Here is a 16,589-nt window from a genome sequence, read left to right on the forward strand (position 1 = left end):
GCACCGAACTCGTTCGGGCCCGCTCCGCCTCCTCCTGTGCCCCCTCGTTGCCTTCGCTGTGTCTCCCGTATGCTCGCCCGGGGGCGGAGCCGTGCGCCCGAGGCGCGGAAGTGAGGCTCCGTGAGGGGGCGGGCACGGGACACCGGAGCCGTTGGTCCTCCATCCGGACCGGCGTACGACCTCGTTGCCGAGGGTCAAGGCGCCCAGGACACACAGCGAGGACGACGACAGATGTCCCAGACCGACGTCACGGTCGCGGCCCAGCCGCATACGCCGAACGCACCGGACGCACCGGACACACGCGGCCCCGTGCCGCCCGCGAAGGCGCGCGGCTCGCGGCTCTACGCACTGGACGCGCTGCGGGTGATAGCGGCCCTCTCTGTCCTCATGTTCCACTTCACGGGCGTGGACGCGGCGACCAAGGCGAACTGGGGCATCAACCCGAAGGCGCTGTTCCCCTCGATCTTCCCGTACACCTCGTACGGCTCCTACGGCGTCCAGCTCTTCTTCATCATCAGCGGCTTCGTCATCTGCCTGTCCGCCTGGGACCGCACGCCCGGCCAGTTCGTGCAGGCCCGTTTCCTGCGGCTCTTCCCCGCCTACTGGTTCTCGGTCGTCGTCGCCGTCCTCGTCTGGCGGGGGCTGCCCGACGGTGCGCGCAAGGCGCCGAGCTTCAGCGAGTCGCTGACCAACCTCACGATGTTCCAGGTGCCGCTCTCGGCCCGGCACCTCGTCGGTGCCTACTGGACGCTGTGGGTGGAGCTCACCTTCTACCTGATCTTCCTGGTCGTGCTCTGGAAGGGCCTGAACTACACCCGTGTCTCCGTCTTCTGCTGGCTGTGGCTGCTCGCGAGCATCCTGGTGCAGCAGAACGAGGTTCCGCTGCTCGGGGTCTTCGCACAGCCGCTGAACACCGCGCTGTTCGTCTCCGGCATCGCCATGTATCTGATGTACCGGTTCGGTCCGGACCTCAAGCTGTGGGGCCTGCTCGGCGCGAGCTGGCTGGTGATGCAGAGCGACCTCGTCCAGCACGCCGACCATCTGCGCCACGACAAGGGCATGGACCGCGACCCGTACGTCGCTCTGGCCCTCGTCACCGTCTTCTACCTGCTGGTCCTCGCCGTCGCCCTGCACAAGCTCGACCGGATCGGCTGGAAGTGGCTGAGCACGGCGGGTGCGCTGGTCTACCCGCTCTATCTGCTCCACGAGGAACTGGGCTGGGCGATGATCCGAACCCTGTACGGGCACCTGGGCGCGTGGGCCACGCTGGGCATCACCACGGCGGCGCTGCTTCTCCTGTCCTGGCTCGTCCACCGGTTCGTCGAGAAGCCGTCGCAGAGGTGGTTGCGCAACGCCCTGGAGAAGGAGTCCCGCAAGCGCGCGGAGGCAGCGGGCTCCGGCCGCCAGAACACGTGACCGGGGGGAAGCCGGCAACGCGAGGCAGGCCTGGATCGCCTCGCGCGGACCACCTGTGAGGCCAATGGGTTGCGTGTGTGACTGCTGTGACTTTTGTCATATTCGGGGGAACAGGCGGGGTATTGCATGTGCACTTCATGCAAAGGGATCATCACTTGAACTTCTTTAGTCTCTCTTTAACTACGGGGCATTTGTGTCAAGGGTGGGGAAAGTCTGGCGGCATGGTGCTGCCGCCGTTTTGACAGGGGCATTGCTGGCCTGGGGCGTGGGAGTCGGCGGTACGCCCGCCGCGGCCGCCGTCGCATGCCCCTCCGGAGTCGACTCGGACTTCAACGGCGACGGAATCCGGGACACCGCGATCGCGGACCCGGAGGCGACCGTCGACGGGGTGGCGAAGGCAGGCGCGGTGCACGTCGTCTACGGCGGCGGCAAAGGAACTTTGACGCTGACTCAGGCCCTCGACGTCATCCCGGGCGTCCCCGAGGCGGGCGACCAGTACGGCTACTCGCTGGCCGTCTACGACGCCGACCTCGACGGCTGCAGCGACCTGGTGATCGGCTCGCCGTACGAGGACATCGGCACCGTCCCCGACTCCGGTGCCGTGCACCTGATCTACGGCGCCACGAGCGGGCTGAGCGCAGGCAGCAAGGGCGTCAAGGAGTTCTTCCAGGGCACCGACAAGCCGCTGGGCGGCGGCGCGGAGACCGACGACTGGGTCGGTTACTCCGTCGCAGCCGGAAAGACCTCGGGCGGCACGCCGTACCTGCTGATCGGCAGCCCGGGCGAGTCGATCGGCACCATCGAGGACGCCGGCGGCTTCTACTACGTCAGCGGCACCGCGCAGACGGTCACCTTCAGCCACCAGGACACCAGCGCCGCCGGCGCCGTGCCCGGCGTGGCGGAGCAGGACGACCGCTTCGGCTCCACGCTCGCCGCGACCCCGACCCACTTCGCGGTCGGCACGCCTGGCGAGGCGCTCGGCACCGTGCCCTTCGCCGGCGGTGTGGCCCTCTTCAACCACACGCTCACCTCCGGCTACCCGAAGCCGCTCGCCGGGCTCGGGCAGGACCAGGACGTGATCAGCGGGGCCGAGGAGGCCGACGACCAGTTCGGCGCAGCGCTCGCCATGGTCCCGTACCGCCCCTCCGGCGCCACTTCCACCACCGAGTCGCTGCTCGCGGTCGGCGTGCCCGGCGAGGACCTGTCGACGACCGTCGACGCGGGCGCCGTCCAGGTCTTCCGGATCACGGCGAGCGGCACCTACACCGAGACCGCCTGGATCGCCCAGGACTCCCCGGACATGGCTGAGCAGTCGGAGGCCGGCGACTTCTTCGGCAAGCGGCTCGCCGCCGTCAACACCTCCCCGAACGCCACCTCCACGGGCACCACCACCCGGCTCGCGATCGGCGTGCCCGGCGAGGAGTCGACCGAGGAGCACGCGGAGAAGGGTGGCGTCGCCATCGTCCCGCTGGTCGGCGCGCCCGGCGCCTCCGACGAATGGATCGACCCCGGGTACGGCATTCCGTCCGCTCCCGCGCCGCGCATGCTCGCCGGCCTCTCCCTGGGTGCAACCCCCTCCCTCCTGTACGTCGGCGTGCCCTATGGCCCGGCCGAGGGGCGGGCGGTCTACGGCTTCCCCTGGGGCGTGGCCTCCGGCGGGGCGCCGACCCTGACGATCAAGCCCGGTGAGGGCGGCGTTCCGGCGACCGGCGTCGCCTTCGGGGCGACCGTTCGCTGATCACTGACGGTCGTGGGCCCGGGCGTTCGGGCTCACGACGTCAATTCATGACAAGACGTCAATTCATGACAAGGGGGGGAGTAAAGCCATGTCCGAAGGCGGACACGGGACGGCCGAAGGCCGTTCCGCGCCCGGCGGAAAACGGGTCCGGCCGCTCCACGGAAGCCGGGGGAGGGCCGCCGCAGGGGCACTGTCGTTGGTGCTGCTGGTACTGGGAGTGGGGGGAGGCGGCACCCCGGCTGCAGCGGCGACCGCGTGCACGGGCGGGGTCGCCTCCGACTTCAACGGTGACGGCATCCGCGACACCGCGATCGCCGACCCGCTGGCGACGGTGTCGGGCAAGGACAAGGCCGGCGCAGTGCACATCGTGCTCGGCGGTGGCAAGGGTGTGACCACGCTGTCGCAGGACACGCCGAACGTTTCCGACGCCGCGGAGGCCGGCGACCAGTTCGGCTTCTCGCTCGCCGTGTACGACGCGAACCTCGACGGCTGCAGCGACATCGCCGTCGGTATTCCGTACGAGGACGTCGGCACGGTCAAGGACGCCGGTCTCGTCCACCTCGTCTACGGCTCGACGGCCGGCATCGGCCAGGGAACGTCCGATCTCGGATTCCGTCAGGGCTCCGACGGCAAGTTGTCCAACGCCTACGAGGAGGACGACTGGGTCGGCTACTCGGTCGCCGCCGGTCTCTCGACGACCGGCGTGCCGTTCCTCGTCATCGGGATCCCGGGGGAGGACAGTTCGGGTATCACGGACATGGGCTTCGCGGCGTACGTGTACGGAGTGAGTCCGTCCGTCTCGACGGTCCACCAGAACAGTACCGGGGTGTGGGAGGACGCGGAGGCCTACGACCACTTCGGATTCGCGGTCGCCGCAACCGACCGGTACTTCACGGTCAGTGCACCCGGCGAGAGCATCGGCACGGTCGCCTTCGCCGGAGGCGTCCAGGTGTTCAAGCCGTCGCTCAACACGGACGGCATCCCCGACCCGCTCTTCGGCATGGGACAGGGGCGCACCCCCGGACCGGACTCGGCCGCCCAGACGGACGACCGCTACGGAAGCGCACTCGCGATGGCCCCCTACCGCCCGTCGGGCGCGGCCACCGTCACCGACTCGATCCTCGCCGCGGGCGTGCCCGGGGAGGACCTCGGCACCACCGTCGACGCCGGAGCGGTGCACGTCTACCACATCAAGGCGGACGGCACGCTCGCGCTGCTCAACTGGATCGACCAGAACGTCGAGGGCGTCGAGGGAGACGCCGAGCCCGGCGACTTCTTCGGCCAGCGGCTCGCGGCGGTCAACACCACCACCAACGTGGTGAGTACGGCGACCACGATGCGCGTCGCCGTGGGTGCACCCGGCGAGGAGTCGACGGAGGAGGCCCCGGAGGCGGGCGCCGTCCAGATCCTCCCGCTGATCGGGGCGCCCGGCGCCTCGGACGCGATCGTCGAGCCCGGGAACGGCATCCCCTCCGGCCCCGCACCCCGGACGTACGCCGGCATCAGCCTCGGCAGCAGCCCGTCGCTGCTGTACGTGGGGGTTCCCTACGGCCCGGCCGACGGCCGTGCGGTCCACGGCTTTCCGTGGAACGCGGCCTCGGGCAGCGCGCCGACGCAGACGTGGAAGCCCGGTGAGGGCGGCATTCCCGCAGGTGGTTCCGCCTTCGGAGCGACGGTCCGATGACGGCCCGTCAACCACGTGACCCAGCGCGCCGGACAGGACGTTCCGGCGACCGGACTTCTGACACAGACATGAACCGACTGGAGAGTGGACGCGTGTCCGCAGACAGACACAGACCGATACGGCGAAGCATGGTGGTCCGTGCCGCTGTGGCGGCCGCCGTCACCGGCGCCGTGGTGGCCGGCGCGGCGGTCCTGCCGGGCGGCACCCCGGCGCAGGGCCCGGCGCCCATTGCCGCAGACCAGCCGATGCAGACCGAGCAGCAGGCCCTGGCCGCCGCGAAGGAGAGCGGCAAGAAGACCGAGGTCGTCGGACTGCGCACCGAGCGCCGCGAGATCTTCGCGGAGCCCGACGGCACCTTCACCGCCCGCGAGTACACCGAGCCCGTGCGCACGGTGCAGGGCGGCAAGTGGGTCGACGTCGACGCGACGCTGGTGAAGCGGGCCGACGGCAGCTGGGGGCCGAAGGCCGCCACCGTCGACCTGAGCTTCTCCGCCGGACAGGCGGGCAAGCCCTTCGTGACGATGCAGCGCGCGGGCCGCGAGTTCGCCCTGACCTGGCCGTACGGCAAGCTGCCCGCACCGAAGGTCGAGGGTGACACCGCCACCTACGCCGACGCCCTGCCCGGCGTCGACCTGACCGTCCGCGCCGAGGCCGACGGCTTCGGTCACCTGCTCGTCGTCAAGACGCCCGAGGCGGCGGCCGACCCCAAGCTGGCCCGGCTCGACCTCGGCATGACGACCGACGGCCTGAAGGTCGCGGAGGATGCCACCGGCGCGATCGTCGCCGAGGACGCGGTGGTCGGCGGCACGGTCTTCCAGGCAGGCAAGCCCGCCATGTGGGACTCGGCGGCCGTCGAGGAGGCAGCGAGCAAGAAGCAGGGCCCCAAGGCCGTCGCGAAGGCGCTGAAGGCCGCCGCGGCCGGGGCGGACGAGACCGCCACGGCCGGCCCCAGGGCCGACGAGACCCCCGAGCCCGCTCTCGAGGGCCCGGGCGGCGGCGGCCGCGTCGCCCCGCTCGGCGTCGAGGTCGGCAAGGGCAAGCTGAGCCTCGTCCCCGACCAGAAGCTCCTCAAGGGCGAGAACACCGTCTTCCCGGTCGTCATCGACCCGATCCAGCGGACCACCTCGCGTACCGCCTGGACCGGCGTCATGTCCGGGATGCCCAGCGAGCAGGACTGGAAGTACTCGGGCAGCGCGGGCGTCGGCAAGTGCCCCACCGACTACAACCCCGTCTCCTGCAACGGCGTCGGCGTCCGTCGCGTGATGTTCACGATGCCGCTCTCCTTCTACAAGGGGAAGCAGATCCTGGGCGCGACCTTCTCCGCCCGGGTCGAGCACATCTACAGCGCCTCCCCGACCGCTGAGCCCATCCGGCTCTACCGGATCGGCGGCCAGAACTACACGTTGACGTCGTCGAGCAACTGGTCGAACACGTCGGACGACTGGGTGGACTATCTGCAGACGGTCGACAAGGCGATCTCGCCGACCTCCTGCTCGAGCCAGGCGAACCTGCACTTCGAGAGTGGTGCGACGGGTGAGCTGACCAGTGAGATCAAGACGGCTGCCGCGGGTGGCTGGAATGCGATGACGCTGGGTCTGCGGGCTGCGGATGAGACGCGCTTTGCGGAGTGGAAGCGGATCTGCGGTAACGCGTATCTGTCGATCAAGTACAACAACCTGCCGCGGCAGATCAAGACCTCCGACATGTCCACCGACCCCGGTGGCCTGTGCAAGTGGGGCTCGACCCGCGAGTACTCCGAGGTTCCGCCGAAGCTGCAGGCCATCGCCAGCGACCCGGACCACGCCAACGGCCAGACCGACAAGGTGAAGGTCGAGTTCAAGGTGGAGTGGGGCGGAGCGTCGCCTGGTTCGTATACGTACACCACTCCGGACTGGCTGTCTCCGACGACGAGCACCAAGTTCACACACACCGTCAAGTCGACGATCCCGCAGAACACGGTCATCTACTGGAGCGCACGGGCCTACGACGGTGACGGCTACGGCCCGTGGAGCTGGGAGGGCGACACCGCGCAGCGCTGCGAGTTCATCTACGACAAGACGCTGCCGGGCAAGCCGAACGTGCTGTCCAAGCAGTACCCGTCCGACACCGTCTACCACGACGGCGTGGGCACCTACGGCACCTTCACCTTCGCGCCCAACCCGAACGACTCCATCCCGGACACGGACGTCGTCAAGTACCGCTACGCCTTCGACAGCACCGCCAGCCCGGCGACCACCGTCGCCCCGTCCGCGGCGGGCGGCTCCGTCTCCGTGCAGTGGATGCCGACCCGCGCCGGACGGCACTGGGTCGACGTGATCGCCGTCGACAAGGCGGAGAACCCGAGCACCAAGGCGCACTACGAGTTCCTGGTGAGCGAGGGCACACCGGTCGTCGCCCAGTGGAACCTCGCCGACCAGGCGGGTGACGCCGAGGCGCACGACGAGAGCGGCGAGTTCTCGGCCACCGCCGGCACCGCCGTCGCCTTCGGCGCGGACGGACCCGGCGGCAAGGTCGACAAGGCGGCCCACTTCGACGGCAGTGCCGAGTCGTACCTCGACGCCAGCGCGACCGTGCTCGACACCGCCAAGAGCTTCAGCGTCAGCGCCTGGGTGCGGCCCACCGCGCTGGACAAGAACATGGCCGTCGTCAGCCAGGACGGCACCGGCGAGCCCGGCTTCACCCTCGGCTACGACGCCTCGGCGCAGACCTGGAAGTTCTCCGTCCCGGTCAACGACGTGGACTCGCTCGGCGAGTGGAAGGCCGTCTCCACCGGAGTGTCCGTGGTCAAGGACCAGTGGGTGCTGCTGACCGGCGTCTACGACGCGCAGAAGAGCGGAGGCCCGCAGCTCCAGCTCTACATCAACAAGGACCTGAAGGGCTCCGCCACCCGGCGCTCCACCTGGAAGTCGTACGGACCGCTGCAGATCGGCCGCTCGACGGCCAAGAGCGGCTACCGCGACAACTTCACGGGCGACCTCGCCGAGGTCCGGGTCTTCGACCGTGTTCTGCCGGCGACCCAGGTCGCCGAGCTGATGACCATCAAGCCGGAGCGCAAGGGCTACTGGCAGCTCGACGCGGTCACCAGCGGCGCCTCCTCGGAGACCGGCGGCGGCCAGGTGCTGACCCTCGCGGGCGACGCCTCGATCTACCGTCCGGCCGACCCGCTGTTCGACGTCGCCGCCCTGGTCGGCGACGGCAACCTGGTCCTGGACGGCGACGGGGACTACGCGTCCACCGCCACCGCCCCGGTCACCGGCAACAGCAGCTTCACCGTGACCGCCCGCGCCCAGCTCACCTCGCTGGACCCGGAGAAGTCGCAGACGGTGCTGTCCCTGCCGGGCGCCAACACCAACCGCGTACAGGTCCGCTACCAGGCGACCACGCAGCAGTGGGAGCTGGCCGTCGCCAAGACGGACGCGGCAGCACCCGAGATCGTCACCTTCACCGATGACCAGGAACTGCCCGACACGGGTGGCTCCGGCCAGCACCTGGCGGTGGTCTACGACGCCTTCGCCAACTCCATTCGCCTGTATGTGGAGGGTCAGCTCGTCGCCGGTGCCTACGGCACGGACGACACCCTGTGGTCCGCCACCGGTGGTCTGCAGGTGGGGCGTTCGCTGCGCGGGGCGAGTGAGTACTTCGCCGGTGCGATCGACGAGGTGCGTGTCTACAGCGGTGCCGCCGACCAGATCGCGGTGCAGCAGATGGCCGCGCTGACGGCAGTCCCCGACATGTGACGCTTCATCACGTCTGATGTGTGCCGGGCCCATTGAGGGCCCGGCACACCTGTCCTGACCGCTGTGCTCCTCTTCCTCCTCATGGCGTTCTCCTACGATCAGGAAGTTGCCGAATGTTGTTCCGTGGCTGCTCACTGAGCCGCCGCATGCCCAGACAGACGGTTGTCGCGACAGTGCTGGGGCTCACCCTCGCGCTGTCCGCGTCGTCGGTTCCGGCATTGGCGCTCGACGACGGTAACCGGGGCCGCACCAGCCGCCCCGGCGTCCAGGACGACGGAGATCCCGCCGAGGGGTCCGACGCGAAAGCGAAGTCCCGCCCTTCCGATCCGGCGCGCAAGGCGGCGGTCAAGGGGCTGGACAAGGCGGTGTGGCCGAAGCAGGGCGGCGCCGAGCTGAGGACAGGCGCCACCGCGGAGGCCGGCGGTTTGCCGGTGAAGGTCACCAAGGCGAAGGCCAAGGTCAGGGCGGCGCAGGCCGCGGAGAGCGTCCGGGTGGACGTCCTCGACCCGAAGCGTGCCGACGAGCTGGGCGCCGATGTGCTGCTGGGCGTCGAGCGGGCGGACGGTTCCGCGCAGGCGGGCAAGGTCCATCTGACGGTGGACTACTCGGAGTTCGCCGAGGGTTTCGGCGGTTCCTACGGCTCCCGGCTCCAGTTGGTCCAGCTCCCGGCGTGTGCCGTCGTGGCTGTGCCGGGCAGCAAGGCCTGCCCGCAGCAGCCCAGGGTGCTGCCGACGGTCAACGACGTGAAGACGGGCACGGTCTCCGCCGACGTCACGGCCGCCCCGGCCCCGGCCGAGGGTGTCTCCACGATGGCGACGGACGCGACGTCCCTGGTCGCGGTCGCGGCGGGCCCGTCCAGCGCGCAGGGCACCTACAAGGCCACGGCGCTCGCTCCGTCGGCCGGCTGGAACGTCTCGAACTCGTCCGGCGGGTTCTCCTGGAACTACCCGATGCGGACGGTGCCGACTCCGGGTGGTCTGACGCCGACGGTGGGCCTCGGCTACTCCTCGCAGTCGGCGGACGGCCGCACCGCGGCGACCAACAACCAGGGTTCGTGGGTCGGTGAGGGTTTCTCCTACGACCCGGGCTACATCGAGCGCCGTTACAAGGCCTGCTCCGATGACGGTCATTCCGGTTCCGCCGAGCAGTGCTGGGCGTACGACAACGCCACGATTCTCCTCAACGGCTCCTCAACGGAACTGATCAAGGACGACACGACCGGCAAGTGGCATCTGGCCAACGACGACGGTACGAAGGTCGAGAAGCTGACCGGCGCCACGAACGGCGACAACGACGGCGAGCACTGGCGTGTCACGACGACCGACGGCACGGAGTACTACTTCGGTCTGAACCGGCTGCCGGGATGGGCGACGGGCAACGAGGAGACGGACTCGACGTGGACCGTCCCGGTCTTCGGCGACGACTCCGGTGAGCCCTGCTACAACGCCACGTTCACCAGCGCGCACTGCAAGCAGGCCTGGCGGTGGTCCCTCGACTACGTCAAGGACACCCACGGCAACGTCATGTCGTACTACTACGCGCGGGAGACCAACTACTACGCGCTGAACGGCAAGACGGACGTCAACGGCACGGCGTACCACCGCGGCGGTTACCTCAAGCGGGTCGACTACGGTCAGCGCGACGGCCAGGTGTACGCCGCCAAGGCGCCGGCGCGGGTCGTGTTCAACACGGCCGAACGCTGCCTGCCGACCGCGGACTTCGACTGCGCGGAAGCCAAGCGCACCACGGCCAACGCCTCCCACTGGCCGGACGTTCCCGTCGACCAGGAGTGCAAGGCCGACACCAAGTGCACGGTCGGCCAGACCTTCTGGACCACCAAGCGGCTGACGTCCGTCGTCACGCAGATGCGCAAGGACGCGACCACGTATCAGGACGTGGACGCCTGGTCCTTCACGCATCTGTTCACCGACAACGGCGACGACTCCAAGACGCTGTGGCTGGCGAAGATCGACCACGAGGGCCGGGTCGGCACGGCGGTGAAACTGCCCACGCTGGAGCTCTACGGCGAGCAGCTGGCGAACCGGGTGGACGCGATCGGGGACAACATCGCCCCGTTCCACCGCTTCCGCCTGTCCACCGTCCTCAGTGAGACGGGCGCGCAGCTCGACGTCAACTACGCGCCCACGAACTGCACCAAGGACGCCCTGCCGGCGCCGGGCGAGTCCACCAAGCGCTGCTACCCGGTGAAGTGGTCGCCCCCGGGCTACATCGACCCGATCACGGACTGGTTCCACAAGTACGTCGTGGCGGCCGTCATCGAGACCGACCGCACCGGCGGCAGCGACCAGCTCGTCACGCGGTACTCGTACCAGGGCGACGCGGCCTGGCGTAAGGCGGAACCCGACGGCATCACCGAGGACAAGTACCTGACCTGGGGCGGCTGGCAGGGCTACGGCAAGGTCACCGTCACCAGCGGCAGCGCCGACAACCAGACCAGCCGGGTCGACTACACGTACCTGCAGGGCATGGACGGGGACAAGACCTCCTCCGGCGGCACCCGATCGGTGAAGGTCTCCGACTCCACCGGCACCGAGTACACGGACGCCAAGGAGTTCACCGGCTTCGAGCTCGAAGCCATCGCGTACGACGGAAGCAAGGTCGCTTCCAAGGTGATCAACACCCCGTGGAAGGCCTACACCGCCACGCAGACCAAGAGCTGGGGCACCAACCGGGCGGCCATCGTCAACACGGAGACCAGCCGCGGCTTCAGCCCGCTCGCCTCGGGCGCCTGGCGCGAGACCCGGTCGACGACGAAGTACGACACCTCCAACGGCACCGGCCGGGTCACCGAGGTCGAGGACCTGGGAGACGTGTCCACCACGGCGGACGACACCTGCACCCGCTTCTGGTACGCCGACAGCACCGCGCAGAACATCCTCTCCGTGCCCAGGCGCAGCGAGTCGGTGTCCGTGAAGTGCGCGACCACACCGGACCGCAGGACCCAGGTGCTGGCCGACGAACGCACCTCGTACGACGGTGGTGCCTACGGCGCCGCGCCGACGAAGGGTGACGCGACCCAGACGGAGCGGCTGACCTCGCACGACGGCACCTCCGGCACCTATCAGGTCACCGGCAGCACGACCTATGACTCCTTCGGCCGCCCGCTGTCCCAGACGGACGCCTCCGGCGCGCTGACGAAGACCTCGTACACGGACGTCGACGGGTTGATCTCGAAGACGACGTTCACCAACGCGCTCGGGCATGTCACGACGACCGACTACGCGCCCGCCTGGGGCATGTCGGCGGGCCAGACCGACCCGAACGGCAAGCGGACCGACCTCGCCTACGACGGCCTCGGCCGCCTCACCTCGGTGTGGCTGCCGGACCGGGTGAAGGCCTCGCAGACGCCGAGCATCAAGTACTCGTACAACGTCCGCAAGGACAAGGTCGTCGCGATCAAGACCGAGAAGATCGAGAACGACGGCTCCTACGGCACCGAGTACCAGCTCTACGACGGACTGCTCAGAGCCCGTCAGATCCAGACGGAGGGTCCGGGCGGCACCCGCATGGTCGCCGACACGTTCTACGACGGCACCGGGAAGGTCAGGAAGGCCAACGAGACCTACAACGCGGCGGGCGCCCCGTCCGACGAGCTGCTGCTGGTCCACAACGGCGAAGTGGCCACGCAGTCGCTCTTCGAGTACGACGGACTGGGCCGCACGACGGCGAGCGTCTTCGCCGTGTCGGGCGTCGAGCAGTGGCGCACCACGACCACGTACGACGGCGAGCGCACCCACATCGACCCGCCCACCGGCGGTGTCCCGACGACGACGGTGCGGGACGCCGCAGGCCGTACCAGCGAGATCTGGCACTACCGGGGCGCTTCCCCGAACGCGCTGTCCGGCTACGACGTCACCAAGTACACCTACACACCGTCCGGAAAGCTCAAGACGGTCGTCGACGCGAAGAACAACGTCTGGCGCTACGAGTACGACCAGCTTGGCCGCAAGACCAAGTCCATCGACCCGGACGCCGGCACCTCGGCCGTGGCCTACGACGCCCTGGACCGCCCCGTCTCCTCGACGGACGGCAGGGGCAAGAAGCTGTCGACGGTCTACGACAAGCTCGGCCGGGTCGTCTCGACCTGGCAGGGCGACGCCGGCACGGGCACCAGGCTCACCGAGACCCGGTACGACAAGGCGGGCTGGCTCGGCGAGGTGTACGCGCAGCTGAGCTACGTCTCGCCGACCGAGTACTTCGCGACGGTCGTGCAGTCGATGGACGCGTTCTACCAGCCGCTGAAGACGGCCTACTCGGTACCCGCCTCGCAGGGGGCGCTGGCCGGTACCTACGTCTTCACCAGCACCTACAACCGCGACGGAACCGCCCAGTCCGGAGGAATCCCGGCGGCGGGCGGACTGCCGGCCGAAGTCGTCACCTTCGGGTACGACGAACTGCAGCGCCCGACGTCCATGACCGGCACCACCTCGTACGTCACCGACACCCGCTACTCCACGCACGGACACCTCCAGCAGTTGGAGCTGTACGCGGGGTCGGGGAAGAAGGTCTGGCAGACCTACGACTACGAGACTGGCACCGACCGGCTGGCCCGTGCGGTCGTCGACGTCTACGGAGCGACCGCCCCGGCGAAGGAGTCGAACTACTCCTACGACCAGGCCGGAAACGTGCTGTCGATCTCCGACACGGCGGGCGCCTCCTCCCCGGACGTCCAGTGCTTCGCCTACGACAACCGGCAGCGGCTCGCGGAGGCCTGGACCCCGGCATCGACGGCGGCCGACGCCGCGGGCAACGGGACCCTGGGCACCACGGCCCCGGTCGACGGCTCCGGCCCGAAGGCGTGCGAGGCGACAGCGGGAGCGAACCCGCTGGGTGGTCCGGCGTCGTACTGGAAGTCGTACGAGACCGACGCCATCGGCAACCGCGTCTCGGAGACCGTCCATGACACGGGCCTGGACGCGTCGAAGAACGTCACCCGCACCTTCACCTACGGCGGGGCGGGTACGGCCGGTGACGGTCCGCACCAGGTCACGAAGATCGTGGAGAACACCCCGACCGGTGACCGGCAGTCGTCCTACGAGTACGACGACTCGGGCAACACCACCAAGCGCACCATCGGAGGCAACGCCCAGACGCTGACCTGGGACGACTCCGGCAAGCTCAGCAAGGCGACCGAGGCGAGCGGGTCGGAGACCAGCTACCTCTACGACGCCGAGGGCGAGCGGGTCCAGCGCAAGGACCCGTCGGGCACCACGGTCTATCTGCCGGGCATGGAACTGCGCCTGCCCACGGGTGGTTCCCAGGTGGCAGCGACCCGCTACTACACCTACCTCGACCAGACCGTGGCGGTGCGGACGAGCGACGGCAAGCTGTCCTTCCTGGCCGCGGACCACCACGGGACGGGTGAACTGGCGATCGACGCGGCGACCGGTGCGATCTCGCAGCGGCGCTTCGACCCGTACGGTGTCGACCGCGGCCAGTCGAGCGGCACCTGGCCGGGGGAGAAGGGTTACGTCGGCGGCACCATCGACGCCTCGACCGGTCTGACCCATCTCGGGGCACGTGAATACGACCCGGTCATCGGGAAGTTCGTCTCCGTCGACCCGCTCATCGACTACACCCGGCCGCAGCAGATCAACGGCTACGCCTACGCGGACAACTCTCCGGTCACGTTCAGTGATCCGTCCGGACTGGAGAGTTGCTATCCGCACGCCTACTGCTCCGGTGACAACGGCACCTACGGCCCGTACAAGCCGAAGAACCCGGAGAAGGACAAGGCCGAGGCCGAGGAGTACGAGGCCGAGCAGTCGGTCTCGAAGGCACGGGGCCAGCAGTCCGCCTCCAAGCAGCGGATCAAGCAGGCCGGCAAGGCGCTGGTCAAGATCGTCCGGGACATCCTCGGTGTGGACGCGGCACTGGACTGCATCTCCAGCGGTGATCTGGGCGCGTGCGGCGAGACGCTGCTGAACATCGCGGGGAGCTTCGCCGGAGGAATCGCGGGCAAGATCCTCGCGAAGTACGGGGCCCCCTGGAACTGGGCCAAGGGCGCCAAGCTCGCCAAACGCGTGGTCGGCCTGGTCGGCGACCTCGTCGGCGGAGTCAAGGACCTGCTGAAGGCCAACAAGGCGCTCGGCAAGGCGAAGGACGCGCTCTCCTCGGCACGGGCCAAGCTCAAGGCAGTGATCAAGAAGGGCAAGAAGGAGGATTCGGGAACCTGCCCGACCAACGCCCTGCCCAACCACAGCTTCCTGCCCGGGACGAAGGTCGCTCTCGCCGACGGCGGAAGCAAACCCATCGAGGAGGTGGAACTCGGCGACGCGGTCCTGGTGACCGACCCGGAGACGGGCGAGACGACGGTCCGTCAGGTCGTCGGCACCATCGTCACCGAGGACGACAAGCACTTCGTCGACCTCACGGTGCGAGGCGAGTCCGGTGAGCCGTCCGACCTGGTCTCCACCACCACCCACCCCTTCTGGGTGGAGTCGGAGCGGGCCTGGATCGAGGCCGGCGACCTCGCACCCGGCATGCGGCTGCTCACCGCGGACGGCGGTCTGGCCACGGTCGAGGCGGTCAGCCCCTTCGAGCGGCGGCAGCGCACACACGACCTCACCGTCGAGGACATCCACACCTACTACGTGCTGGCGGACGAGGAACCACTCCTCGTACACAACTGCGGCACCGGCGGCGGGAGCGGCGGCAGCCGCAACGGCGGCGATCCCGAGCGCTCCGACCACGGTGACGCCGACCCGAGTTCCGTTCCCGACCTCTACGACCCCAACGACGCCGACTACAAGCCGGTCAAGCGCCGCGAGGCCGAAGGCGAGACGCGTCGTGCCTCCGAGTCCGTGGGCGACGCGGCCAAGCAGCGGCAGAGCGCCCTGTCCGGCGCCTCCACGAACGCCGGGAAAATCCTGAAGCCCTTCACGCATCAGGCCGGAGCGTCCCCTGGAATAGTCGAGGCCACGATCGCCACGGCGCTCGTGATCGCGAGGATCGGACAGTACGTCAAGAAATGGAAGAGGGGCCGTGGTGCGCCATAAGGCAGGGGAAGTATTCGCTCAATTCCGGCGCGACGGGTTCGTCGCGCCGGAGAGCGAGTCCGCGGCGGAATTCGGCGTATGGGACCGGCTGACCCCTGGCCGGGTCCTCCTCACGGCCCTGCAACTGGAGCTGAACGACCGCAGGACCGAGGGCCATTCGCCCGAGCGCATCGCCACGGACCTCGGATTCGTCCCGGGGCCGGGGCCCGGGCTCGGTCACGAGGAGGCCGCCGCCGTGATCACCGGCCTGCTGGGTGACCTCGCGGCGCTCCGGCGCGCCGACCAGCGGGGCCTCCTCGCGCCGAGCGGCGTGCTGACCCTGCTGCGGGCCGTGATCGAGGCCGAGGGCTACACCGAAGCCGAGATCGGCGAACTGCTGGGCTTCGCGGAGGAGGCTGCCCGCACGGCCTTGCGGGGACCTGTCTCCGGTCCCTGGGACGCCGGCTCGCTGGGCGTCCCGGAAGGGGAGTACACGGACCTGGGCGGCCTGCGCATTCCCGCCCGGCCGGACATCGAGCTCAAGTTCGTGGGCGACAAGCGCGGCAACGACCGCGTCCTCGCGGTCACCGTCGTCCACGGCAGGACCGCGCTCCAGCTCCAGGCCTACCACCGGACCCCGGGCCGCTCCTGGGACACCGTGCGCGCCGACCTGCTCGCGAAGTTGAGCAAGGACGGCGCGTCGGTACGGGAATGGGCGGGCCCCGCCGGAGTCGAACTGCGGGCCGAAGTGCCCGTCGTACGCCGCGACGGCTCCCACACCACCATGCACTCGCGGTTCCTCGGCTTCGACGGCCCCGGCTGGCTGCTGCGCGGAGTCGTCACCGGCGCGGGAGCCGCGCCGGACAGCACCGACGACTGGCCGTACGAATTCTTCAGGAACACCGTCGTGGTCCCGGAATTCCCCGGCCCCGCGGCCTCCGGTCCCGCGGCCTCCGGTCCCGCGGAGAGGGACACCATTCCGCTCCGCATCCCCTGACTTATTCCCCCTCGCCGCG

6 protein-coding genes are annotated in these 16,589 nt (G+C 69.4%); all 6 read left to right on the top strand.

All coding sequences use genetic code 11. The annotated features are described in order from the left end of the window. Nucleotides 1-231: 231 nt before the first annotated feature. The 6 genes from ABZO29_RS28865 (at nucleotide 232) to ABZO29_RS28890 (ending at nucleotide 16,570) form a co-directional block, all read left to right on the top strand. The gene (locus tag ABZO29_RS28865) at nucleotides 232-1,416 is read left to right on the top strand and encodes an acyltransferase family protein (RefSeq protein WP_367323091.1); all 1,185 of its coding nucleotides are present in this window, start codon (nucleotides 232-234) and stop codon (nucleotides 1,414-1,416) included. Nucleotides 1,417-1,654: 238 nt separating this feature from the next. Beyond that, the gene (locus ABZO29_RS28870; protein ID WP_367323092.1) at nucleotides 1,655-3,154 is read left to right on the top strand and encodes an FG-GAP repeat domain-containing protein; all 1,500 of its coding nucleotides are present in this window, start codon (nucleotides 1,655-1,657) and stop codon (nucleotides 3,152-3,154) included. Between the two features lie 88 nt (nucleotides 3,155-3,242). Beyond that, nucleotides 3,243-4,838, top strand: coding sequence for a VCBS repeat-containing protein (locus ABZO29_RS28875; RefSeq protein WP_367323093.1), 1,596 nt, complete (start codon nucleotides 3,243-3,245; stop codon nucleotides 4,836-4,838). 92 nt (nucleotides 4,839-4,930) lie between these two features. Beyond that, nucleotides 4,931-8,575, top strand: a complete 3,645-nt coding sequence (locus tag ABZO29_RS28880; RefSeq protein ID WP_367323094.1) for a LamG domain-containing protein — start codon at nucleotides 4,931-4,933, stop codon at nucleotides 8,573-8,575. A 146-nt stretch (nucleotides 8,576-8,721) separates the two neighbouring features. Next, entirely contained in the window at nucleotides 8,722-15,594 is a 6,873-nt protein-coding gene (locus ABZO29_RS28885; RefSeq protein ID WP_367323095.1) for a polymorphic toxin-type HINT domain-containing protein, read from the top strand. After that, nucleotides 15,581-16,570, top strand: a complete 990-nt coding sequence (locus ABZO29_RS28890; protein WP_367323096.1) for a DUF3710 domain-containing protein — start codon at nucleotides 15,581-15,583, stop codon at nucleotides 16,568-16,570. The genes ABZO29_RS28885 and ABZO29_RS28890 overlap by 14 nt, the downstream gene beginning before the upstream one ends. Nucleotides 16,571-16,589: the final 19 nt, after the last annotated feature.

The sequence above is a fragment of the Streptomyces sp. HUAS ZL42 genome (genome assembly GCF_040782645.1).
In the GTDB taxonomy this organism is placed as follows: domain Bacteria; phylum Actinomycetota; class Actinomycetes; order Streptomycetales; family Streptomycetaceae; genus Streptomyces.

Bases quoted from the DNA above. Each gene is read 5' to 3' on its own strand.
- ABZO29_RS28865 (WP_367323091.1), top strand. From the start codon at position 232: ATGTCCCAGACCGACGTCACGGTCGCGGCCCAGCCGCATACGCCGAAC.
- ABZO29_RS28875 (WP_367323093.1), top strand. From the start codon at position 3,243: ATGTCCGAAGGCGGACACGGGACGGCCGAAGGCCGTTCCGCGCCCGGC.
- ABZO29_RS28885 (WP_367323095.1), top strand. From the start codon at position 8,722: ATGCCCAGACAGACGGTTGTCGCGACAGTGCTGGGGCTCACCCTCGCG.